A 24888-nucleotide genomic window follows, 5' to 3' on the forward strand; every position below is an offset into this window, starting at 1 on the left:
GGAGCCGCACCGCATATACCTGAGCGGGCCGATAGGCCGGAAACCCGCATGGGCTATGCGCGCTTGGCCGGTTATACATGCAAAATCTATACATAGCCATCACCACTTAGCCCACGATTGAACAAGTTAAGACTCTTCAAATCTGAGACGGCTTCGCTTAGGCAGATTTCGCACTCGTCTGCGACACCATTTACGCTCAACACTGCGCCGGCAGCAACAATAAAAAAGGGAAGCAAGTTGCTTCCCTTTTTAATCAAAGATCAGATCAAAAGATGATCAATATTCGACTTTCACCTTAACGCCTGAGTAGGCACTTTGACCATACAGGCTGACATAGATATACCCTACCGGTGGATTTGTGACCAGGATGGACTCATTATTACCCGCTGTATACGAGCCATAATTGTAGTAATCACGGGTAGCCCAAGCTCCTAGGGTATTGACAAACAGATCGGCATTCCCCGTTCCGCCTGAAGTCGTAATCCGTATCTGCTTGGTACCGGCAGGAACATACAAATACATGTAAGAATAGTCGCCAGCGCGCCCGGATAAATTACTTCTGACGCAGTTCTTATCGAGTGCCTGTGCCGCTCCCGGACATTCAGGCAAACTACCGCCTGACTGAATCACAATGTTCTTACTAGTAATCGCTTTACCGCCGCTATTATCCGTCACCGTCAATGTTACCGGATAGGTACCTGCTGTCGCATAGGTTTTCGAAGGGTTGGCAGCACTAGAGCTAGTGCCATCTCCAAAAGTCCATGCTCTGGATGCGATCGTACCGTCACTATCGGTCGATTTATCGTTGAATGCCACTGTCATGCCAGATACGACGTTGCTGAACTGAGCAACCGGCAAAACATTGACCGGAGTACTGCCGACAATCGTGACTGTTTTACTAGTCGCTGACTTGCCACCACTATTATCGGTGACAGTCAAACTCACAGTATAAGTCTTTGCTGTCGCATAGACATGACTAGGACTAGCCAGAGTGGAACTAGATCCATCACCGAAATCCCACACGCGGGAAGCGATCGTGCCATCACTATCAGTCGATGCATCAACGAAACTAGCCGCCATATTGGACACCGAACTACTGAAATTAGCGATAGGCAAGACATTTCCACCTGTGCCACTTGGGCAACCGGGCAAAGATGCATTATTCACACATGGCAACCAGGCTTTGAAATCCGCATCCATACTGGTATTCATTGCCGAGCCGTTCATGTAACTGGTGTATCCGCTATAGTTACCGGGACGGAAATAGCCCAAAAGATTGGACACCTTGGTGCGCTGCTTCTCAAACATGTAACGCACTGCCAGGTAACCCCAGTAATAAACACGCGTTTGCCCAACACTGTAATCATTCTGGAAGATTGTGCTCAGTGGAAAAGTGGCCTTTGCTGCTTCTGTTTGAGCACCAGTATCGGCCAGATTGCGATATGAGTAAGAAACATACTCAGCAAAACCCTCGGTCCACCAAGTCGACTTTACCGACATGCCTAAATCAAAGTCCCCATACATATCGAAACGACCGTCTAGGTAATGGATGTACTCATGCGTCAAATTCCAGATCTCAAATTTCGGCAACATCCATTCAGCTTGATACGCAATGAAACGCGGCTGATTTCCAACTACGTCTGGGCTACCTTCCAAATACATACCGCCATTGTTTGTATCAATACCGTAGATCGCGCCAGCATAGCGTTTGTAGTCGGCGCTACTATTAAATACCACCATCTCTAATTGGGTATTATTATCTTTCGCCACCGGAATATTGCCGCTGGCAACCATTTTATGGAAGTAACCTTCTTCGCCACCAACGATATTACAAGCTTCAGTCATTTGGGCATCGGTCAACGCTTGCGCACGCAGACGTAAGGTCGGGCTGCATGACTTAGACTTAGGCAAGACTTCTTTGTCTAAGCGCGCTACAAAATCGCAAAGATTGTAGTAACTGCAGTTTGCCTTATCGAAATAGTCAATCATCTCACCAACCCCCACCCATAAGGATGCGGTAGTACCAGTGACATTGCTACGATCTATTATTAGCTTAGCCTTAGATTTGGCGGCCATCTTAATTGCGCTGGTGTCAGCATATTGCAAGAAACGACCTAACTCACGTCCTGCATTGGCGACCAGATATTCATTATCTCCGCCTAACTGTGCGAAGTTAGCGTTAACGAAGTTGTACAGAGTATCAACGATAGAAGTGTCTTTTGCGATCAAAGCCTTAAAATCATCATTTTGATGAGCCCGAAACAAGACAGCAAAGGTGCCGTTTACGGCCGAACGCATCCACCAATAAGCGTTATAAGTAGAATTATACGAATTTAATAAACGTTTAACGACTGGCCCCAAGAAATGGGCATTCTCCCCGGCACTATCAATGAGGGTAACGAATTCTGACAACACTTCGCCGTGAAGATCATTAACCAGGCCAAAATTACCGTTATTCACAAACGCATCCATGGCCGGCACGATTGCAGCCTTCATTTTTGCACCATAGACCCCCGTGTCAGCGCTGTTATACCAATTCACAAAATAACCAGCCCGCAGGAACAATACCAATTGCAAAGTACTCGCTGAGTTAGTGCCGTTATAGCTAGCGGCGTTCGCCTTGAGTCCATCGGCGATCGTTACCATTTGCGCTTCATTAAAGACCTTTCCAGCCATTGCGCCTTTTAAATTAAACAAGTCATTAATGCAAGCGGTGCTAGAGCCGGTCACCGCATTGAGCAAAGCCGAACCGGTCACGATATAGAGATTCGGATCACACGCAGCCACTGCCCCTTGTGCGCCCAAAATACCTCTGGCACCTTTGGCCAATACCGCTGTCGATGTATTTTTTGCCAAAACTGAAGGACGCTTCAAAAAATCAGGCCCATGAGTGGCCAAGGATCCATAACTCTCGCGTGCGTTCGCTGCGTGTGGCATTTTAGGGCCGCGTTCGTTTGCCTTCATTGATTTATGCTGATGATGCTCGCCACGATAGAGATTTTCCGAGCTTCCCGCGGTGCCAGCGACACCAGCACGCAGTGTGGCACCGGATGGCGCTGCCATTGCGGAGTCTGAATAGGCCATAAATGCTGCTGAAATCGCAGCAAAGCAGATCGCCAGATTCAAATTCGGTTTGATTAAAGTAGTTGATTTCACTAATGATTCTCCAGTTATTTTTATATCGTTTTTGGTCCAGACCTATCTCAGAAAAACTGCAGCATACTTTTCGGATAGGACAAACCGGCCTGTTGGATCTTGTTTTTATTTGGCAGAATTTTTCCCCAAAAAAACTTCCTGGGTTTACAGATAAAGACATCACTCAGCTGCCATACCTCATTCAATTCAAGCTTGATCTGCTCAAGAGGGTACTTACTTATCTCTCACAAGGAGCTTGAATCTAACGGAGTCGCGACGCAGAAAATTCATACAGCGGCTCGTCGCAAACTTGATGTCTAAGTTCTGGCATGGAAATAAATCACTCGCCAGCAAGAACAGAAAAACTAATCAAAACCCCGTTGAAATATATTATCAATATTTTTAATGGATATCGAAAGAATATTGTAAGCATGTGTTTCGACTGTCTTATTTACAACGCAAAAATTCGTTCTTTCACAATAGTCAATGCTTTATAGATAATCATTTACAATGATATGTACGGATTAAATTCCATTGAGAAATAAATTTCGTATTGACTGCCTCGCCGGTATTCTCTGGCCGAACAAATAGCACTCAAAGGCGCACTAAAACAGCGTTTATGAACCTCAACAAAACGAAAATGATGCCTAGTCCGGCGCGCAATCTGCATGCGGCTTACTGGCTAGGCATGCTAGAAACCCGCGTAAACAGTGCGCGTTGGCGGCATAAACGTGCGTCTTATTTGGAGGCGTCGATTAGTCTGCATCTTGCTCTAAAACCATTTCACAGCAACATGCGTACTCTTTTTTGGATTTCCAACTCAAACAAACCGAACAAAAGCTGTCCCACTCTCCACCCTGCTTCAGGTTGTATCTAAAAAACAATCATCACTACAAGGAAATATCTCGCAATATCAATGCCTTAGCACGGAGATTTTTCATTTCAGGTAAAATCGCGCCCATGAATCCTTTACCGCAAAATCTGTTCTCGTTTCCCCGTTTTCGTCCCGAAGTGGGTGGTAGCAATGCCGCGCCCTTTTTACCTATGTCGCGCGCCGAAATGGATGTGCTCGGCTGGGAAAGTTGTGACGTTATTTTAATCACCGGCGACGCCTACATCGACCATCCAAGTTTTGGTATGGCACTGGTCGGCCGCCTGCTCGAGCAGCAGGGTTTCCGGGTCGGCATTATCAGTCAGCCGGACTGGCATTCAGCCGAGGCTTTTCGCGCCTTGGGCCGCCCGAATCTATATTTCGGCATCACCGCTGGCAATATGGACTCGATGGTCAATCGCTATACGGCCGACCGCAAGATCCGTTCTGACGACGCGTATACGCCCGATGGCGAACCGGGCAAACGCCCCGATCGTGCGGTAGTCGTGTATGCGCAGCGCGCGCGCGAAGCATTTCCTGACAGCACCGTGGTGATAGGCAGTATAGAGGCGAGTTTACGACGTATTGCCCATTACGATTATTGGTCGGACAAGGTTAAGCGCTCGGTGTTGCCTGACTCTAAAGCCGACATTCTGTTGTTCGGCAATGCCGAACGCGCACTGGTCGACCTGACACACCGTTTGGCCGCTGGCGAACCAATTAAGTCTATCCGCGATTTACGCGGCACCGCCTTCATGACGCCACCAAACTGGCTGCCAGACGAGGACTGGGCCGAAATCAATTCTATCAAGATAGACACCCCCGGCAAGGTGGAGAGTCACACCAATCCTTACGAAATGATGCCGGAAAAAGATGCCAAATGCGCCACCGGTGAAGCTGGTATTGATGCTGTCGATGATACTAATGCAGCCGATGTCGTCAAGCAGCAAGCGGTACGCATCATGAGTCGCGAAGAACGCCAGCTCATGCTACGCGACAAGCACAACAAAACCGTGATACGCCTGCCGTCGTTTGAAGCGATCAAGGATGATCTGGTGATGTACGCACACGCCTCCCGGGTCTTCCATCTGGAAGCCAATCCTGGAAATGCGAAGGCGCTCTCTCAAGGCCACGGTGAGCGTGATGTCTGGATCAATCCACCACCATTGCCACTGGCGATGGATGAGATGGATGGTGTGTTTGATCGCCAGTATGCGCGCGCACCTCACCCAAGTTACGGCAAGGCACGCATCCCGGCCTGGGAAATGATACGTTTCTCCGTCAATATCATGCGTGGATGTTTTGGTGGTTGCACCTTTTGCTCGATTACCGAACATGAGGGACGAATAATCCAAAGCCGCTCCGAGCCTTCCATCCTGCGCGAGATTGAAGAAATCCGCGACAAGACCAAAGGCTTTACCGGCACTATTTCTGATCTTGGCGGCCCTACCGCGAATATGTATCGTCTAGCTTGCAAAGACAAAAAAATTGAAGAAACATGCCGCCGGCTATCCTGCGTCTATCCTTCAATCTGCAGCAATCTGGGTACTGATCACAGCAAACTAATTTCGCTGTACCGCAAGGCGCGTGCCGTACCTGGTGTGAAAAAAATTCTGATCAGCTCAGGCCTGCGTTACGATCTGGCAGTACGCTCGCCCGAATATGTCAAAGAATTGGTAACGCACCATGTCGGTGGTTTGCTCAAGATCGCACCTGAACATACCGAAGCGGGTACTTTATCGAAGATGATGAAGCCTGGCATCGGCGCCTATGACGAGTTCAAGGCGATGTTTCATAAATACTCGAAAGAAGCCGGCAAAGAACAGTATCTGATCCCCTACTTCATCGCGGCTCATCCTGGCACCACCGATGAAGACATGGTCAATTTGGCCTTATGGCTGAAGAAAAATGATTTTAAGCTCGATCAGGTACAAACCTTCATGCCAACCCCGATGGCGCTGGCAACCACCATGTATCACACCCGCAAAAATCCCTTGAAAAAGGTGACGCAGGATTCGGAAGTGGTCGAGACTGCCCGCTCAGGGAAAATCCGTAAATTTCACAAAGCCTTGCTGCGTTATCACGCCCCTGAAAACTGGGAAATGATCAAAGAAGGCTTGCTGCGTATGGGGCGTAGCGACTTGATAGGCAGTAGCGAAAAACATTTAATTTCATCGCGCCCACCAGTAATCCCGGTAGCGACGAACACGCATACCAAACCGGGTATCAAAACTGGACGAACCGTCAACGCCACGCCAGGTAATGGCACGCGCAGTGTGGCACCGAAGATGAATACTTACGGCAATAAACCAGGATCGCAACTGGCACTTAAAACGTCCAGCAAGGTCTCGCCTAAGTCGAATCCAAATTCAGCGAACAAAACAGCTCACCAAGCTACAGCACGCCCCGCTCTCGCCTATAACTCCGCCAAAGCAAAACCAGCGAGTGCGCGAACCGGGCGAAAATAGAATAAAAATTATTCAAAAACCGCTTACGCAGTATCCATGCGGCCTCCAGGCCGAAATGCCTTGGAAAGGCGCATGGATACTGCGCATTAAAAAATAGAATACTCTAAAAATACTAGGCGCAATGACTACTCGCGCTCACCGTTTCTTTGTACTGTTTTAAATAGAGCGCACATTCAATCGATATTGATTTTTATTTGCCAAATTTTGGCCACGCATAGTCAAGCATAGATGACATCAATAGCCGGTTTTCATGACGAATTCGAGCGCCTTAAGCGTTCGCAATAAATCAATATGGCGAGTCAATACAGGCGCGAATCCAAATTCTAAAATGTGCTGAAAATTAAACTCACCAACCGCGCCCTCATAGGCCATAGACTGAACGATCAAATAGCCGTGTTTGTGAACGACGGCGATTCTTTTCTGGCTCTGATCCTGGTGATTATCCAATAGCGCAATTTCCAGACTATATACGAGCAATCGGTCTCGTATCATCTCGGTTAGGCTGTTCCAGTTTGCCTCATTCGTATCTTGTGCTTGATATACAAAGACAAATTCATGAGGGCGGACAATTTCACCTTGGGGCGCATCACCTCCGATTAATGCTGTATCAAACAATGCATTACCAGCATTCGTAAAGTGATAAGAAAATACTGTATTTCCGTGCATGAGATAGCTTTGTATAAATTGAGTAGCGATGCCTTAATTGAGATACATCGTCACTTAGAATTAGCGAGAAAATGCGCCCTCATCAATAGTTGATGCGGGCGCAAAGTTGGTTCAGATTAAAATGGATATGCTGGCGATAGCGTTTCGATATCTAGCCATGCACCGGTGCTCAACTGATTCCCTTTTCCAGCTGCTAGTGCATAAAAAGTCAAAGGCGCAATATCGAGTTTAAGGTCGCTGATGGAATCCAAAGATTTTTGATCCAAAGGTATGCCATAGGCAGAAAAATACTTGCGCATATCCTTGCCGATAATCTTAGAGCTCAGTACATATAGCAGGTCGTGATTAGTGATGGCATTGGTGGTATAGCGCCCCATGCCATACTTGGTGGCGTTCGCCACGGTCCAATCCTTAGACACCAAACGATCGCCCTTGGTCAGTAAAGTCAGGTACTCGAGCGTCGCATCCGGTGTTGGCAAAGCCATGCCACGACGGTATTTGGTGTATAAGAATCCCAATTGAAAATGCACCGCACGCATGGCATTCTGACCGCCATTCCAAAGCTTGTTTTGCATGTCCAGACGCAGCGCTTCATCAGTCTTGCCTGTGGCACGGCTATCTAATATGAATTGATACAAGCCTCTATGATCGATACGATCACCATTTACATCGGATCCGATCATACCGTACTGACGTAAGGCCGAGGCACTGGACAATATATTGTTATCGCATTCGACCACGCAGCCTGCCGTACCTGGTGGCACGATGTGATGCACCCTTTGCACGGTATTGTGACCCAATTCATGCCACCAGCCCCAACCAGCGGACAAGCCAGCAAAACCATCTGAAGGATTGCCTGAGCAAAGGAAGCCGCAAGCCGCGATCCAACCAATGAAATGCTGCACGCCAGGCGCCCTATGCATCACACCATCACAAGTCCACGTGAGATCAACACACAAGCCACTGACCGCCGGCGACATAGACATATTGCTGTAACCATTGGCGACATGATTCGAATCAAAAAGGCGCGCTCTGAGATTATTCAGGACATAGTCTTTAGGCTCGACATTACCAATTACACTCAATGCATAGGCATTGGTCTGGTGCACTTCACCACCGACAAATTTGTTGGTCTGCCAGCCAAAGGTTTTTGACTTAATTGCGGCAGAAGCGGCATCTATTTCGGCCTGACTCATATCTTTAGTAAAGTCAAAATGACCATACTTAGCCACACCCTTGACCTTCAGTTTGACGACACTACCAGCGCTAAGGCCGCTGTAATTGAGATATAAAGGGCCGCCAAACGGTGTCACAAACAGATTATCATTGGCAGCTGCAAGCGGTACATTAAATGACATAGGACGACGCGGGCGTGCATATTTCGTACCATCGCTAAGCGGGTTACCGTAAGAACGGGCATAGCCAGATTGTACGCCTAGAGTCCCGCCGGCAGCATCGAGTATCTGCACGGTGACGGTCTTGCCTGGAATCGCCGCCCGACCAATCGCAGTAATGCCACTGCCCTGGGCGATCGTCACGTCAATCACTTCCCAGTCAGTACTTACTGGAATATTTTGCGCCTCTTTAGGCATGAAATCACCATAACCTAGCGGGGCAATCGAAGTCTTGTTGCGGTTGAAAACCACCCAGGAATCGGAGGCATAAGCACGTAAAAAGTCGGTCGCCGTGGCGCGCTGCGCCGGCGGCATTTTGCCGTATTTATCAATACTCGGACGCCAGAGATCGGCCCAGAGCACAAGTTTTTTATGTAAATCCATGGTAGGCATCTGAAACAGATTTATGCCCTTGCCATGCAAGCTGGCCAACTCGCTGTTAATTTGTAAAATGGGATTGGTCGGCGATGCATCCGCTACAAAATCCCAATCCAGCTTGTCATCCATGAGTTTTTGTATCGTGACGATCAAAGTCCCCATCTTGTCAGCGCGCGCCATGCTATCGGCAACCGTCCGGCTGGCACTAATGGCTAGACCGGTCGCGCCCTGAAAATAATTACCTGGATAGCCGCCCAACTCCATCCCCATGGCATTGGCCACCTTGCGCCCAGCCGTAGATTCTACCCAGCTCGGAGCCATATAGATCACTGACTTACCAGCGGCAAGATACTTTTGCACGAGCTGAGTCAAGCCCGCTGTGTCTTTGGTGCTACCACCAAAGACCATTAAATCGGCGTTTTGCCAGCATGTGTTATTGACATCGGTCAGATCACAGCTCTGCTCGGCACCAGCGCTCCCCAGACGCGTCAACAGCGCACGTACATTATTCGCGCTATAGCCAGCAGTGGAAAACTTTACCGTGCCTGGTAACGCGGTATCAGGGGCGCCATTTATCAACCAAGTGACGGCACGCGTAAATAAAGGGAAATGTTGCTGTTGATTGGTCGTGCCAGCCATCCAGGCAAGCACGTCAGCACCATACGCCATGGCGCGACCACTACCAACCTGGGATAAGGCCGCCATGCCATTCCCGCTATCGGCCGCGAGGAAGCTCATTCCTGAAGTGGAGTTTTGTAAGGAGACCGAAATACTGCTATTGCCAAAGGTCAGCGCCTGAGTCAGATCCGTGCCATTTTTTTGCAATATCTTGGTCAAAGTGGAAGTCTGAAAAATTCTTACCTCGAGCGCGATGTTTTGCGCCTGCTGCAACAAGGTCAACTTTGCCGAGGCATCGAGACCGCTAGCATCACCACTGATCATCGCTTTTGCAATGCTATCATCGACGACAACCGGTGGTATGCCGACAGTAGGAGGGATAACTACTGGTGGCACTGCCGTAGGTGGCGCTGTCGTAGGTGGCACTGCCGTAGGTGGCGCTGTCGTAGGCGGCACTGTCGTAGGTGGCACTGTCGTAGGTGGCACTGTCGTAGGTGGCACTGTCGTAGGTGGCACTGTTGTAGGTGGCACTGTTGTAGGTGGCACTGTCTCTGGGGGAACAAAATTTGGCGGTGTGATACCCGGTGGACTATTTGGATCGACCGCTGGAGTCGTTGGCACTACTGTCACCACGTGCGCAGGTTCATCACTAACACTATCTGGGTTTGGAGCAGGAGTCGCTACATTGGCTGGGTCCGCATTGAAAATATGCAGTGCGTCACCGCTACCACAGCCAGTCAGGAAAATTGTCGCCGCAAGCAGCGAAAAAAGAATTTTATTATTCATGTCTACTTTCTAAGTCCAAAAGCAGGGCACAGAACTACCTCTGGCCCCAAATCAAAGCAAATTCTAAAATCCTATAAACGGAGTGCAAGCGATTTGCGGCGCCTGTGATATTAGACAAATGTTTTTTTCGATAAAGGCAGGAGAAGACCGCGCATTTATGAACACGCGAGTTTATGCAAGGCAATTTTTTACGTCAATTGCCCTTTGGTGCAAATCAGATGGCTACTTTGTAAGCATTTGTTACTGCATTGTTTAAAGGCGGGCAGTGAGAAATACGTGTATTGACGACGAACCTGTCGTTGATGGCTGATCGAGGTGCGAGTCACAATCATGTGGCTCAATTTTTATCGATGAGAAGTATTCACCTTCAAAAATTAATGGCAAGTGATGTCAATTATGCGAGGAAATTAATAACCGGATGGATATAATTGGGGCTTACACAAGACCGTTCCAGCTAGGCGTGCAGCCGAAAATATAAAGCGAGTCCAACAAGGTGAGAAAAATGACGCTTGGGCCATTTTTGCGTAGATCAAAGTCTTTTAACAAAACCATCCAAACATTTTATATTGCCCCCAATTGTCTCGCTGCAAGGACTAATTGCGCAACTGAAGACACTTCCATTTTCTCCATGATGCTTGCGCGCTGAGACTTAACGGTGCGTTCAGAGTTACCCAATAGAAAAGCGATTTGTTTATTCAATTGTCCTCGCACCACCATATTAAATACTTCAACTTCCCGCGCGCTTAATTTTGCATACCGCAAACGCAACGTGGATAAATCGCCACGTTCACCCACGAACTCTCGATAACGCTCTAGTGCGCCTTCGATCGCGGAGACTAGCTCATCCTTTTGCACTGGTTTGCTTAGAAAATTATCGGCACCAGCCTTCATCGCCCTGACGCTCAAACCGATATCACCGTGTGCAGTCAAGAAAACAATCGGTATATGGCTATGATTTTTGTTTAAATGTTCCTGCAATTGAAATCCATTTGTAGTGGGCATATTCATGTCCAATAATATACAACTGAGTTCATCGGGTATTGGCGCTTCAAGAAACTCCGCTGCAGACTCATAGGTAACAACCCGGTATCCACAAGCGCTTAACAATCGATACAAGGCGATTCGCAACGGCGTATCGTCATCAATCACGTGAACTAATGGCAACGACATATCATTCATCAGGCTCAATCAATTGCAAAGGTAAAGAGAAATGAACGACGGCTCCATCGACACCATTTTCGGCCCAAATTTTACCGCCATGCGCCTGAACAATGGCTTCTGTAATCGTCAATCCCAAGCCCATACCCTTTGTTTTCGTCGTAAAGAAAGAGTCAAATACTCGCTCAATATTTTCATCAAAACCGATACCCGTATCCACCACGGAAACACGTGCATTGGTTTCATCAAGTGTAGTAAAAACCGAAATACTACGCCTGACTCCGTCAGCCTCATCGATAGCATCCAAGGCATTCAGAATCAAATTTACCATTACCTGTTGTAACTGCACGGGATCTGCACTAACGATCAAAGTGGTGAGAGCAAGTTCCTCGATTAGTTGAACTTGCCGCATCTTCGCTTCACCAGACAAAAATTTTAATACTTTTTGCACCATGGTATTGATGTTCACGCTTTTATTTTTTGACTCGGACTTGGTCAACAAACCTCGCATACTATTAATCAAATCACCTGCCCGAAGATCATCTCGTTTGATATTCTCCAAAATTTCTTGAATCATGTCGAGTTGAGGCGGAGTGTGAGTTAAAAACACTTGCGCCGCTTCGGTATTACTCAAGATAGCAGCCAAAGGTTGTATCAACTCGTGCGCTATCGCTTCTGAATAAACGGTTGCTGTGAGCTGCCTGTTCATAAAAGCAATTTGTGCCAGGCGATGACGAGATTGAGCAACTGCTACTGTGCGACGCTTCCTCTCCACAAGCAAAGCGCCCAAAAGACACAGCAAGACAATAATGACACCAAGCGTAACAATAATCTGCGTGCGATAAAGCTCCCATACATTGGGTGCATAGAAGCGCAATTCACTATCCTTCGGATAGTTTTTCTTTTGAATACTCCAGTGTTTTAGCTCTCGCCAATCAAGCAAAGAGATGAAACTTGATTTACTCACAGAAAGCGAAGATATTTTTTCTCCTGCCAGTACTTTATTGAGTAACTCTGCGGTTTCCTGCCCTTGAATACTAGCCTCAAACGAAATCGCCCCCAACGTACCCGAACCAATTAAACTGGGATTATCTACCAATACTGGGGTATTGCTACTCTTGAGTATGGCCTGCAGAGCGTCACTGTTGGAGACGTTTCTTAAACTGCCATCAATAGTAAGCATCGTAAAATAAACCACCGTATTCTTAGGTAAGCTCCTCGTCCTCTGCTGAAGCTCCTCCAAGCCTAAACCACGCAGGTCAATAATATCTACCTGCGCAGCCAAACGGGCTATTTCATCCGGCAAATCGGTTCTATAGACATCATGCGCAGGTGTGTTTCCTATAATTGCAATGTGCGTTGTTTCTGGTAAAAGTGTCTTTGCCAACTTCACGATATCTGAGAAGCCAGCTTTGAGAGTTTTACCTCCTACGTTGTCAGGTAAGGAAATTTTTTTTATCTCGCTATCACTTGCAAGCGTGAATAAAATGGGCGTCTCTGGCCACAGGCTTTTCTGACGCTCCAAAAAATAATTGAGTACCGTTTGTCCTATCACGACAACCGCATCAATTTTAATATTTTTGTATTTTTCCTTGAGCCAGGCATCAAGGCGATGTTGATATTCTAAGGAATGAAAACGAGATAAATCCAAATTCTCTTCATAGATAATGACAGGATCGCCACGCCCTGCATTTAATTTAATCTTGAAGGAAGTGTAAAAATCGTAAAGATAGGGGGAATTCATCATGTCAGGACTGACAATCAAAATCGATTTTTGATCTCGGCTCTCAGCGTGTACCAAGATTGAGCAGCAAAGAAAACTCAACACCACATAAACTAGTCGACGCAACAAAAATTCCGTCATAACTGATACCATTTAGTGAGCAGTTTTCGAGAAAAGTGATGTGAGCATTTCGACTCTGAGCAAATAATTATTCAGAGTCGAAATATAAGGAAAGTCTACACCAGGCCTAGTCTTTTTATCGGTTCTGTTACGTGATGAATAAAATCAAGCCACCCAAAGGCGGGCATTTCTAAACATGCGCATCCACGGGGAATCCTCACCCCAACCCTCTGGATGCCAGGAATTGAGTACCGAGCGGAATACCCGTTCGGCATGCGGCATCATCACGGTAAAACGACCATCCTCATTGCTCACCGCGGTAATACCCTGCGGTGATCCATTTGGATTATAAGGGTAAGCTTCGGTCGTCTGGCCCTGATTGTTCACGAAGCGCATTGCTACTTGCGCCGCCTTGATGTCACCGGTAATCGAGAAATCGGCAAAACCTTCACCATGCGCAATCGCGATCGGTGTTTGCGTGCCGGCCATGCCTTGCATAAAGATAGATTTGGACTCCATCACTTCGACCATGGCAAAACGGCCTTCAAATTGCTCCGATTTATTCTTGGTAAACTTCGGCCACGCTTGAGCTCCCGGTATGATGGATTTCAGATTACTCATCATCTGGCAACCATTGCAAATACCTAAACCAAAGGTATCGGTACGATTAAAAAATTCTGAGAACTGCTCGGCCATCATGGCATTAAACAAGATCGTTTTCGCCCAGCCTTCACCGGCACCCAACACGTCGCCGTAAGAGAAACCACCGACCGCAATTAAGCCTTTAAAGTCAGACAAACGGGCACGCCCAGAGATCAGATCGCTCATGTGGACGTCGACCGCGGTAAAGCCGGCCTTATGCATCACGTAAGCCGTTTCGATATGAGAATTGACGCCCTGCTCGCGCAAGATCGCGATCTTAGGCCGCACCCCGGTGGCGATATACGGCGCAGCAATATCGAGTTGCGTATCAAACGTAATCTTAGGTTGCATACCTGGATCAGTCAGATCAGCCAAACGCGCATACTCGGCATCGGCACAAGCGGGATTGTCACGTATACGGGCGATTTGCCAGCTGGTTTTGCTCCAGATCTGATGCAAGGCGCTGCGTGACTGCTTGTATATTTCTTTGGCGTCGCGCGTGAATGCGATGTTACCGCTAGTATTTGGCTTACCTATGATGTGGCTGCAAGCGCCCAGATTGTGTGTGCGCAAGACATCCATGACTTCTGAACGTTGTTCAGTACGTACCTGTATCACAGCCCCGAGTTCTTCATTAAACAAGGCACGCAAAGTGAGGTCATTACGACGCTCGGAAACTTGTCCAGCCCAGTTTTTGGCATCACCTTGATCAGCAGCATGCTCGCTTTCCATGGTCAGGATATCGAGGTTGATATCGAGACCGCTGCGACCGGCAAATGCCATCTCACACAAACTGGCATACAAGCCGCCATCTGAGCGATCATGGTAAGCCAAAAGTTTGCCTTCCGCATTCAATTGCTGTATCGAGGCAAAGAATGCTTTCAAGTCTTCCGCGCTATCAACGTCCGGAGTCTGATCACCGAGCTTTTGCATAACTTGCGCAAAACAGGATGCGCCAAGACGATTTTTACCACGGCCCAGATCGATCAGGATCAGACTAGTATCGCCGGCATCGAGCTTGATTTGCGGCGTCAGTGACTTACGCACATCGTAGACAGGCGCAAAAGCAGAAATAATCAGAGATACCGGTGAGGTCACTGATTTATCGACGCCTTCATCTTTCCATGTGGTACGCATCGACAAGGAGTCTTTACCGACAGGAATACTAATACCCAGTGCTGGGCACAAATCCATACCAATCGCCTTGACGGTATCAAACAGAGCTGCATCTTGGCCAGGTTGACCGCAAGCGGCCATCCAGTTAGCGGATAATTTAATCTCAGAGATATCTTTGATTGGCGCAGCTGCGATATTGGTGATCGACTCACCTACTGCCATACGTCCGGAAGCCGCGGCATTAATAACCGCCAGAGGTGTGCGTTCGCCCATAGACATGGCTTCGCCCAGATAGCCTTCCAAACTCATCGCTGTGACTGCACAATCAGCCACTGGCACCTGCCAAGGACCGACCATTTGATCACGCACTGAAGTAGCACCGACAGTGCGGTCACCAATGGTAATCAAAAAAGATTTATCGCCGACGGTAGGCAAACTTAGTACGCGCTGCGCTGCCTCTTGTAAATCCATACCGGTAAGGTCGATTGCTGGGAAGTCATTGGCGACGTGTTTAACATCCCTGTGCATCTTAGGTGGTTTACCTAACAGCACATCCATCGGCATATCGACCGGTGTACTATCTTGCTCCGGATCGATGACCTTGAGTTGACGCTCTTCAGTCGCAGTACCAACTACCGCGAACAGGGCGCGCTCACGTTCACACAAATACTTAAATAACGGCAGACTTTCTGGTGCAATTCCCAAGACGTAACGTTCTTGCGATTCATTGCTCCAAATTTCTTTCGGTGCCATGCCGCTTTCTTCCAGCGGTACTTTGCGCAAATCAAAAATCGCACCGCGTTTGGCATCATTGGTAATTTCCGGGAAGGCATTCGACAAGCCACCAGCACCAACATCATGAATCGACAAGATAGGATTATCGTCGCCCATTTGCCAGCAAGAGTTAATCACCTCTTGCGCCCGGCGCTCCATCTCTGGATTGCCACGTTGGACAGAGTCAAAATCGAGATCTGCAGTATTGGTGCCAGTTGCCATCGAAGAAGCGGCACTACCTCCCATACCTATGCGCATACCAGGGCCGCCGAGTTGTATCAGCAAACTACCAACAGGTAAATCGTTCTTATGCGTATGCTTATGCGAGATATTGCCGATACCGCCAGCAATCATGATAGGTTTGTGATAGCCATGTACCGTGCCGCCTACGTTTTGCTCATAGGTACGGAAATAGCCACCCAACACAGGACGACCGAATTCATTATTGAAAGCGGCGCCACCGAGCGGTCCCTCTATCATGATCTGCAAAGGTGAAGCGATACGATCTGGCTTACCATAGATTGCTGCAGCACCATCGGACGAAGCCGTTACGTCACGGGTGTTTTCCCATGGTTGCACGGCATCCGGCAGCATCAGGTTAGACACGGTAAAACCGGTCAATCCAGCTTTAGGACGGGCACCACGGCCAGTTGCCCCTTCGTCGCGAATTTCACCACCAGCACCAGTCGAGGCACCAGGAAATGGCGAGATCGCAGTCGGGTGATTGTGTGTCTCCACCTTCATCAAGGTATGAGTCAGTTCCACAGTTGCCTGATATTCATTACCTTTGGCTGCACCGTTCGGATAGAAACGCGTCACCACAGCGCCTTCCATAATGGAGGAATTATCACTATAGGCTACGACTGTGCCTTTAGGCTGCAGCAAATGGGTATTCTTGATCATGCCAAACAAGGAGATATCCTGCTCAACACCATCGATAGTCCAGTCTGCATTAAAAATCTTATGACGGCAATGTTCGCTATTGGCCTGAGCAAACATCATTAATTCTACGTCGGTAGGATTCCGTTTGGCGCTGACAAAAGCATTCACCAGGTAATCGATTTCATCGTCAGACAAAGCTAAACCAAGTTCGGAATTAGCATGCAATAAGGCCGCTTTACCGCCACCCAATACATCAACGAATTCCAGCGCCTTGGCATCTAACTCTGTAAATAAACCGCGGGCGGCTTGAATATCTCGCAACACCATTTCTGTCATACGGTCATGCAAAATGGCGATGACTGCTTGCTGTGAGGATTCTACAAGCTTCTTAGCGCCGCCAAGCAAGCCAGTTTTCACTTGTATAAAATATTGTACGCCGCGCTCTATGCGTTTAATGTGTGACATGCCGCAATTATGTGCAATGTCAGTGGCCTTGCTTGCCCATGGCGATATCGTGCCGAATCGAGGAATGACTACAAAGCTCTCACCTTCCTCCGAGCCAGCAAAGGCATCACCGTAGGTCAATAAGGCATTTAAGCGATTCGTATCGTCGTCGCCTAGCACTACAGACGATTCAATAAAGTGGCTAAATCTAGCGCTAACACCGACTATGCTTGCATCAACAGCTTGCAAGTGCGACAGTAAACCTAGGGAACGAAAAGCAGACAAGGCATTAGAGCCTGGCAATATCAACATGGCGTGAGAGTAGTTGAGGCAATGAGCAGACAGATCAGCGAGGATCGCGGCCACATTGCGGGGTGAATCAGAAAGACCGAATTATACCTTGATGCGGACATAGGCTCCAGTGCGTTCATCAAGGATTAATTGTTTGCATACTTAACAATAGAGAAAAAATTGCGCTTCCAAACAACGCAAAACGCATTCTTGCTTCTCCATTAGGATTAATTGCAATTTCCCTGAGGTGGAATAATTGCCCATGAAAGCCTTAGCGCAGCAAAAGTATTTGCTCGATCGGGAATGATGCTTAATTGCTCCTGTTCTCTTATTTGCGGCCAATCCCTCTTTAGTGGCGTCAACATATCGACATTCGGGTCCCAAACTACCAAAGCACCGCAATTACTCAACTTATTTTTTGAAATCCAGGGACTGATAGTTAAATCCCCCTCGATCAGCACCCGAGTATCAAAGCTACTTTCAAAGCTTGCGACCCCAGCTTCCCAAGGCGTACCGACAATAAAGCGTAGTGGTTTACCTGGAAAAGCAAGCCTCCATTTTTGATCTAGTTCCCTAGCCAACTCAGGCCCCGGGTAACTGGCTCTGGCATATTTATTTGTCAGTTGATGCCATCCCGCCGTATTTTTCGCGGCATAAATCGCACCGAAAAAACTCATTAACAAGATCCATGCAATTAGCCAACGAGGACTCCAAAGCACATCAATACGAGCTGACAACAATTGCACAAATATCAATCCACTGAGTGGAAACATTGCAGTCGCCCACATAGGATGTAGATAACTACCACTCAAACCGAGCACAACCGTGATGGCAAATGGTCCCAGGCCCATGGCCCATAAAAAACGCTGATTAAGTCGGCCAACTTTAGACGCCATTGGAGCATTTAGATTAACATCAGGCTGGACATGCTTGCCTCGAGCACACCAAACACCCACACAGATAAGCACTAGATGCACCAAAACCTGCATCCCTACATAAGAGATAAACCGCTCACTCCAACTGGCATTCAACGACAAATCCCCTAACCTATCATTCATGTAGTGAATGGGTGCAAAATCATGCTTTACCAACCAAAACAGATGCGGTCCTAGCACTGCAAAAAAAGCGATAGCAGCCAGCGATATATTTGTAACGCTTAGGTAACGCCGAGCCTCTTTCTCCCACATTAGCAGAACCACGCAGGCCAAGGGTAAGAATGCAGCGCTGTATTTACTTAAAGTAGTAACGCCCAGCGCGGCACCAAAAAAAATCCAATATCGCGCCCGTCCATCAGACACTGCAAAATAAAACGCACTCACCGTTAGCGCCCAAAACGGTATTTGCGCAACATTGTGGTTGTAATCAGGCGCGTACATATTGTAATAAATAAGCGTTGACTGCAAAAACAAGGCAATGACGCCGCGTTTAGCGCCAAAAAATCGTAGTGCCAGCGGCCAGACAGCCAAAATTGCGATGCCGATAGACAGTGCACTGGGTATAAATAAAGCGAAAGAATTACGCCCAAAAATTAATTCACTTAGATAGATGCCCCATGCCGGCAATGGCGGATGTTTGTAATAACCCAGCTGAGGCACCTGTGCCCAAGTGGTCATCTCTATTACATCCAAGGGTGGCGTGTGATGACCTAGAATGGGAACCAAAGTCCAAAAAATTACTACAAAAGCCAGTAAAAAATAGAAGATCGTTCGTGTCTGCGGTAAAACACTTGGCGTAACGCCCTCGCTTACCAATGCTGTAATTGATTGAGATTCCTGCATTTTTTGGTATTCACTCATGAAAGGAAAGAAATGATAGTTGGGCGCAGCAATTGCCTCTGCTAAAAGACAGATAAGAGTATTCCATAGGCGCGAGCGCCATTATAATGTGGCGCAGTGCAAATCGTATTAAAACCTAAGCATCAACGACACGAAGAAAATTCAATGACATTGTCCCTGCCGCCACTACCAGCCAAACAAACTCGACCGGCATCAGCAAAGATCAGTTGTGTCGTTCCTGCGTACAACGAAGCAAAACACATTGCCAATTTCTTAGTGGATTTGCAAAAGACGCTCGCTGCTTTTACTAGCAATTACGAAATCATCGTCGTCAATGATGGCAGCACCGACAATACAGCGGAGATGGTGGCAACGGTTGCAGCCGACTGCGCGGTTCGCTATCTGAGTTTGTCGCGCAATTTCGGTAAAGAAGCGGCCTTATCGGCTGGAATAGATCATGCCAAGGGTGATGCTGTTATTTTACTTGACGGCGACTATCAGCACCCACTAGAACTGTTGCCAGAAATGCTCAAGCTGTGGGAGGCGGGATATGACATGGTGTACGGAGTTATTGCAGACAGGCGCCATGAGTCCCTCTTAAAAAGATGGGGAACCGGCCTTTTTTACAATCTAATGGAGCGCGACTCGGTGATCAACATCCCAAGAAACGCTGGTGACTTTCGCTTATTGGATCGCTGTGTTGTTGACGCATTGCGCCAACTTCCTGAACGAAACCGTTTTATGAAAGGTCTATATGCCTGGGTCGGATACAAAAGCGTAGCCCTGCCTTTTGTCCCATTAGATAGAGCCTCTGGCGTTTCGAGTTTTCGTCTACGAGGTTTAGGTAAATTAGCCCTAGCAGGGATTACCGCTTTCACTACCCTACCTCTCAGAGTATGGAGCGGGATAGGAGCATTAATATCCATTGCCTCGATCTTGTACGCGCTCTACGTGATGCTTGAAACCCTATTTTTTGGTAACCCTACACCGGGCTGGGCCACATTAACCGTCAGCCTAATGTTTTTTTCTGGCGTTCAATTATTTTCAATCGGGATTCTGGGAGAGTACTTAGGACGAGTCTATGAGGAAGTAAAAATGCGTCCACTCTATTTGATTGCTGAGGACCTGGATCACGGAAGAACAGATTCGCCCGCGCAATCAATTATTACATCTTCAGAAAATTCACCATCGTGAGTTTAATAGAATTTAAACGCATATTGCGTTTTGCCGCAGTCGGCTTGAGTGCCGCCGCGATACATTACGTGAGCGTAGTCATATTAGTTGAAACGCTAGCCACCCCGCCTTTATTGGCAAATATCGCAGGTTTTTTTATTTCTTTTTGGATGAGTTATTTCGGGCATAGGTTTTGGACCTTTGGTGATCACGCTAACATGAACAATAGTTCATTTTTACGTTTTTTTGCGACGGCTTCGCTTGGCTTCGGAATGAATGAATTATTATTTTATTTAATGCTTGCTCACACCGCAATTCCATATACTATTGCTCTTGCACTAGCGGTATTTACGGTGGCGATGTCAACTTATTTCCTCAGTCGCTTGTGGGCATTTCGTTCTCAAACGGCACAACACTCATGAGTGACGACAAAACGGTTTTTGCGCTGTGTGTAGACGATTTTGGACAGCATGCAGGTGTTGATGCATCGGTTTGCGAGCTTCTGCAATTAAATCGTATCAGTGCAGTTAGCTGCATGAGCGGAGCTCCGAGATGGGCGTCCCATTCTGCACCCATGTTACGCGAACGAGAAGCTTGTGCTGATTATGGACTACACTTCAATCTCACAGAAGACTTCGGCTCAAGGTCAGGCAGCAGCTTATCAGGCTTAATATTGCGCAGTTATCTTCATCGATTAGAACCGCAAGGTTTGCGCACTATGCTACAAACGCAACTCGACTCATTTGAAAACGCATTGGGCCGTACACCTGACTTTATAGATGGACATCAGCATATTCATCAATTGCCTATGGTGCGAGACGCTCTACTCGACATCGTGGAAAAGCGTTATGCAAATATCAAGCCATGGATACGCAATACGCGCCCGGCAAATCCTGGATGGGGAGGAAAAACAAGAATACTCAAGTACTTGGGTGGGATCGCACTTCACGAAGAGTTAAATCAGAGAAGAATACCGACCAATCGTGATTTTGCTGGAGTTTATGGCTTTGATACTGAAAATTACGCTAAGTGCTTTGAAGAGTGGTTAAAATTCACTAGCTCGGCAACGTTGATCATGTGCCATCCAGCGACGATGCTTGACGCACATGATCCAATTTCCAAACAACGACTGATAGAGCACAGTTTTTTTAGCTCCGAACTTTATATTAAGATGCTAGATCGCTACCAAGTTAAAATCGAACGCATGTCCTCGATATTAAGTGCTAAAAAATAAAATATTTTAACTAATATAGTTAAACAATGACAAAGACGAAGTTTTAACGAAAGACTGTTGTGCCGCTTGTAACGTGAACTCTTGTTGTTTTAACTCACTAATCGCCTTCACATAGTCTAGGTCCTGCAACTCTGATAATTCTTGTTTATATACTAGTCCAATACCGTCACCTGACTCATCAAGTGTATCAATTTCTTTTAAACTTGTACCCATATTAGTTCGAGAAGTAATGACATTGGAGAGTGACGCATCGACATTACTATTCGCTTGCGCCAAGCCAGCCGACAAGTTGGCTTTTGCAGATAGGGAGCCAGATGAAGTTCTCAAAACGTTGATCAAATCAGTCAAAGTCTCGAAAATATTTTGATTTCCCGCTTGAATCGAAAAACTATCGCCAACACCCGGAGCCGTGGGCGTATCAGTGATATTAACTTTAATACCGTCGAAAACAATAGGATTGCCGCTAGTATATGGCTGAGCACTAAGGACATTAAGTCCAGTAGTTTTATCTAAAATATCGAAATTTGTAGCTGATGAAAATTTTATCTCATAATTATTTCCGGTAAGTAAAGCTGAGTTAGCGATACTTTCGCCTGAAATAACCCCTTTGCCCAAATTCGCAGAATTTGCAGCGACCGCAAAGGCAGTTTTGCTGGTGCGAATATTGCCAAATATGGCAGGACCTACATCCCCCATTGCGATTTGCCTAGAAGTATCAGCCTGAACAAATCGTTGCCCTTGATCTCCAACGTAATTAGCGCCATTCGCGGTTTTCACATAGGGCAAAACAGTATTTGTAAAACCGGAAAACATGTAATTTCCCGTTTCATCCGTCGAATTCGCCAAACTCAACATTTGATCAAGATTTCCTTGCAATTGGGTCGCGATATAGCCCCTATCCGCATCGGTCAACGAGCCATTACCAGCATTAACAATCAATGTCTTCACACTTTGCAAAGTAGTGGTCACGCTCGCAAGCGTATTCTCCGCGCCATTAAGCGCATTTTTTCCATTACGTCTATTTATCGCATATTGATCATTCACCGAGTCTGATTGGCTAATGACCAAGGCGCGAGCTGAAGCAATAGGATCATCAGATGGGGTCAATATTCTACGACCAGTGCTCATCTGTTGATTCGTTTTATTTAAGGCGACCTGCAGATCACTGATCCGTGCTGCACCAGAATCGTAGATTGTGCTTGTGCTAATACGCATAATAATACCTCTAATCTTTATCTACCCAGAGCCAATAGCGCGTCAAATAATTGACTAGCAATTTGCATTAATTTACCCGCTGCTTGGTAAGCTTGCTGGTAACGAAGTAAGTTAGCAGCCTCTTCATCAAGATTAACCCCGGAATCCGCTTGCTGTGCTTGCACCGCCTGCTCAAGCAGCTTTGTCTCTGACAAATTTGTCACTTCTAATTCGTGGGTTTTATTTCCAACAAAACTTACGAATTGTGCGTATGCGCCTTGAAAACTCGTAGTTTTACCTACCAAGGTATTTTGAGTCTGCAATTTTCCAAGCAATAAAGCGTTCCGATTATCTCCCGATCCATTACTATTTGGCGAAATAGTAAAGACATCACCGGTAGCAGGCGCGCCTGTCACATTAAAACTAGCACCACTAACGTTAACGGTAGCGCCACTGGTATATGGCACAGGCGTACCCGCCACATACGGACCATACTGGGTTGTTGCACCATTGACAGTGACCGACACGCTAGAGCCTACAGGGAATCCAGTAAATGCGTTAGCCGAAAAAGTTAAGCTAACAGGTGGTACAAATGATCCGGCTGAAAAAGTTGAGTCAATCACACCGGGACTAATTTTCCCTGTTCCCGTGTTAGTACTTGGAAAATTTGTAGCAATTGGCGCGGCAGCGGCCAACTTCGAAGTATCGTTGATGGCGACACCAAAACTACGTACGCCGGCAGCAGTCGGACGAATTAAAAATTCATCACCGTTAGTAGGCGCTACTGCAGGTGCATTGAATGAAACTCCATCAAATATAACAGGTAAGGTCGGCGACAAAGGTGGCGTTGTAGAAGCGCCATCTGACAAACGCGTAATCTGATAATTTCCAGCCAAATACTGAACGCGATAATCGCTTGTGGTTAATGCACCAACGTCAACAATATTTGCCGACATATTGCCCGTTGCTCCATTATTAGTTGCGCTTGGCTGCGAGATAGGCACACCAACTTTGAAGAAATCACCGCCTAAAGCACCATTTAAGTCCTGTCCTAATTTGTGTTGGTCATTAAATGTAGTAGCCAAACCAATTGCAACTCGCCCTAAGGAATTCTCCGACACATCCAGCGAGTTTGCTCTAAAACTAAAAAGTCCTCCTAAACGCCCTCCGGTCAAACTATTTTCCGAAATTTGAACCAAAGTACCATTGGTTTCATAAGCGACTTCGAGCCTAGAAGGATCGGTTAAAGAACTTGTAACTTGCAAGCTCGACGCCTTACTGCCTAATACCAGAGGCTGGCCAGTTCCCATGAAAATATTAACTTTTCCACCTTGAGGAACAACTGAAACGTTCACCAATTTACTCAGTTCAGTAATGATGTTATCACGATGGTCTAAAAGGTCATTCGGAGCGCCACCTACACTTTGAGTCCGCTCTATGGTTTCATTTAACTCAGCGAGTTGACCCGTATAACTATTTATTGTGCCGACTGAGTCTTGAATTTGCCCGTTAACACCGTCACGGAGTTGATCGATACGATTTTGTAAGCTCTGTAGCCTGGCAGTGAGAGCGGAGCCAGAAGATAAAACAGATTGTCGAGCAGCAGCGCCTGCCGTTCCATTCGGAGTTGTTGCTAGATTTTGTACTGAATTAAAAAACTCTTGAATAGCTGGAGATGCTCCAGCCTGCGGATCGGCCACCAGGTTATTTATTTGCTTAATCTGACTAAAATAGGCGTCGGCATAATTTTGGGAGGACTGCGTTGAGTTAACTTGCTGACCTATAAACGCATTATAAACACGTCTAATTTGATCAACTTTTACACCCTGCCCCAGAAAAGAGCCACCATTGCCTTGAGGCTCGGCTGCGCTTTGTACTATAACTTGACGGTTATAGCCCGGTGTTGCGGCATTGGCAATGTTATGCCCTGTAGTTGCAATGCCCACTTGCGCTGCCAACAGTGCACTTTGCCCTATCCCCAATACATTGGTACCCATGATTAAACCTATTCAGTCTACTTGCGTTAACAGTTTTAACAATTCTCTA

Annotated in this window: 13 protein-coding genes; 4 read left to right on the forward strand and 9 right to left on the reverse strand. The window is 47.0% G+C overall.

Annotated elements, in window-relative coordinates; genetic code table 11:
• Nucleotides 1-276: 276 nt before the first annotated feature.
• Complete coding sequence (locus tag ACO0K8_RS05270; protein WP_422945565.1) at nucleotides 277-3156, reverse strand: collagenase; 2880 nt, start codon at nucleotides 3154-3156, stop codon at nucleotides 277-279.
• Nucleotides 3157-4179: 1023 nt separating this feature from the next.
• Between ACO0K8_RS05270 and ACO0K8_RS05275 the strand changes: the two genes are divergently transcribed.
• Nucleotides 4180-6474: a YgiQ family radical SAM protein gene (locus tag ACO0K8_RS05275; RefSeq protein ID WP_422945861.1), complete on the forward strand. Its 2295-nt coding sequence runs from the start codon at nucleotides 4180-4182 to the stop codon at nucleotides 6472-6474.
• 234 nt (nucleotides 6475-6708) lie between these two features.
• On the opposite strand, the gene ACO0K8_RS05280 is transcribed toward ACO0K8_RS05275, so the two are convergent.
• The 6 genes from ACO0K8_RS05280 to ACO0K8_RS05305 form a co-directional block, all read right to left on the reverse strand.
• A complete protein-coding gene (locus tag ACO0K8_RS05280; protein ID WP_422945566.1) occupies nucleotides 6709-7140 on the reverse strand; it encodes a hypothetical protein in 432 nt (143 codons plus the stop codon).
• A gap of 116 nt (nucleotides 7141-7256) precedes the next feature.
• Nucleotides 7257-10316: an ImpA family metalloprotease gene (locus ACO0K8_RS05285; protein WP_422945567.1), complete on the reverse strand. Its 3060-nt coding sequence runs from the start codon at nucleotides 10314-10316 to the stop codon at nucleotides 7257-7259.
• A gap of 561 nt (nucleotides 10317-10877) precedes the next feature.
• Entirely contained in the window at nucleotides 10878-11495 is a 618-nt protein-coding gene (locus tag ACO0K8_RS05290; protein ID WP_422945568.1) for a response regulator transcription factor, read from the reverse strand.
• Entirely contained in the window at nucleotides 11488-13221 is a 1734-nt protein-coding gene (locus ACO0K8_RS05295; RefSeq protein WP_422945570.1) for an ABC transporter substrate binding protein, read from the reverse strand. The genes ACO0K8_RS05290 and ACO0K8_RS05295 overlap by 8 nt, the downstream gene beginning before the upstream one ends.
• Nucleotides 13222-13482: 261 nt before the next feature.
• Nucleotides 13483-17487 carry a phosphoribosylformylglycinamidine synthase gene (purL, locus tag ACO0K8_RS05300; RefSeq protein WP_422945571.1) on the reverse strand — a complete coding sequence of 1335 codons (4005 nt, stop codon included), beginning with the start codon at nucleotides 17485-17487 and terminating at the stop codon, nucleotides 13483-13485.
• Between the two features lie 206 nt (nucleotides 17488-17693).
• Nucleotides 17694-19262 carry a glycosyltransferase family 39 protein gene (locus ACO0K8_RS05305; protein ID WP_422945572.1) on the reverse strand — a complete coding sequence of 523 codons (1569 nt, stop codon included), beginning with the start codon at nucleotides 19260-19262 and terminating at the stop codon, nucleotides 17694-17696.
• A 144-nt stretch (nucleotides 19263-19406) separates the two neighbouring features.
• Here ACO0K8_RS05305 and ACO0K8_RS05310 point away from each other — a divergent pair, with 144 nt between their 5' ends.
• Genes ACO0K8_RS05310 through ACO0K8_RS05320 form a run of 3 tightly spaced genes read left to right on the forward strand, consistent with a single transcriptional unit; the run spans nucleotide 19407 to nucleotide 21648 of the window.
• The gene (locus tag ACO0K8_RS05310; RefSeq protein WP_422945573.1) at nucleotides 19407-20435 is read left to right on the forward strand and encodes a glycosyltransferase family 2 protein; all 1029 of its coding nucleotides are present in this window, start codon (nucleotides 19407-19409) and stop codon (nucleotides 20433-20435) included.
• Complete coding sequence (locus ACO0K8_RS05315; RefSeq protein ID WP_422945574.1) at nucleotides 20432-20836, forward strand: GtrA family protein; 405 nt, start codon at nucleotides 20432-20434, stop codon at nucleotides 20834-20836. The genes ACO0K8_RS05310 and ACO0K8_RS05315 overlap by 4 nt, the downstream gene beginning before the upstream one ends.
• Complete coding sequence (locus ACO0K8_RS05320) at nucleotides 20833-21648, forward strand: ChbG/HpnK family deacetylase (RefSeq protein ID WP_422945575.1); 816 nt, start codon at nucleotides 20833-20835, stop codon at nucleotides 21646-21648. The genes ACO0K8_RS05315 and ACO0K8_RS05320 overlap by 4 nt, the downstream gene beginning before the upstream one ends.
• A gap of 6 nt (nucleotides 21649-21654) precedes the next feature.
• Here ACO0K8_RS05320 and flgL read toward each other — a convergent pair whose 3' ends face one another.
• Complete coding sequence (gene flgL, locus ACO0K8_RS05325) at nucleotides 21655-22863, reverse strand: flagellar hook-associated protein FlgL (protein ID WP_422945576.1); 1209 nt, start codon at nucleotides 22861-22863, stop codon at nucleotides 21655-21657.
• A gap of 17 nt (nucleotides 22864-22880) precedes the next feature.
• On the reverse strand, nucleotides 22881-24839 hold the full coding sequence (flgK, locus tag ACO0K8_RS05330) for a flagellar hook-associated protein FlgK (RefSeq protein ID WP_422945577.1): 1959 nt from the start codon (nucleotides 24837-24839) through the stop codon (nucleotides 22881-22883).
• Between the last annotated feature and the right edge of the window lie 49 nt (nucleotides 24840-24888).

The sequence above is a fragment of the Undibacterium sp. Ren11W genome (assembly GCF_049340485.1).
Lineage (GTDB): Bacteria > Pseudomonadota > Gammaproteobacteria > Burkholderiales > Burkholderiaceae_D > Undibacterium.

What these genes read in the sequence shown, in the direction of transcription:
- ACO0K8_RS05275 (WP_422945861.1), top strand. Translation starts at nt 4,180, where the DNA reads ATGTCGCGCGCCGAAATGGATGTGCTCGGCTGGGAAAGTTGTGACGTT.
- ACO0K8_RS05280 (WP_422945566.1), bottom strand. Translation starts at nt 7,140, where the DNA reads ATGCACGGAAATACAGTATTTTCTTATCACTTTACGAATGCTGGTAAT.
- ACO0K8_RS05285 (WP_422945567.1), bottom strand. Translation starts at nt 10,316, where the DNA reads ATGAATAATAAAATTCTTTTTTCGCTGCTTGCGGCGACAATTTTCCTG.
- ACO0K8_RS05290 (WP_422945568.1), bottom strand. Translation starts at nt 11,495, where the DNA reads ATGAATGATATGTCGTTGCCATTAGTTCACGTGATTGATGACGATACG.
- ACO0K8_RS05295 (WP_422945570.1), bottom strand. Translation starts at nt 13,221, where the DNA reads ATGATGAATTCCCCCTATCTTTACGATTTTTACACTTCCTTCAAGATT.
- purL (WP_422945571.1), bottom strand. Translation starts at nt 17,487, where the DNA reads ATGTTGATATTGCCAGGCTCTAATGCCTTGTCTGCTTTTCGTTCCCTA.
- ACO0K8_RS05305 (WP_422945572.1), bottom strand. Translation starts at nt 19,262, where the DNA reads ATGAGTGAATACCAAAAAATGCAGGAATCTCAATCAATTACAGCATTG.
- ACO0K8_RS05310 (WP_422945573.1), top strand. Translation starts at nt 19,407, where the DNA reads ATGACATTGTCCCTGCCGCCACTACCAGCCAAACAAACTCGACCGGCA.
- ACO0K8_RS05320 (WP_422945575.1), top strand. Translation starts at nt 20,833, where the DNA reads ATGAGTGACGACAAAACGGTTTTTGCGCTGTGTGTAGACGATTTTGGA.
- flgL (WP_422945576.1), bottom strand. Translation starts at nt 22,863, where the DNA reads ATGCGTATTAGCACAAGCACAATCTACGATTCTGGTGCAGCACGGATC.
- flgK (WP_422945577.1), bottom strand. Translation starts at nt 24,839, where the DNA reads ATGGGTACCAATGTATTGGGGATAGGGCAAAGTGCACTGTTGGCAGCG.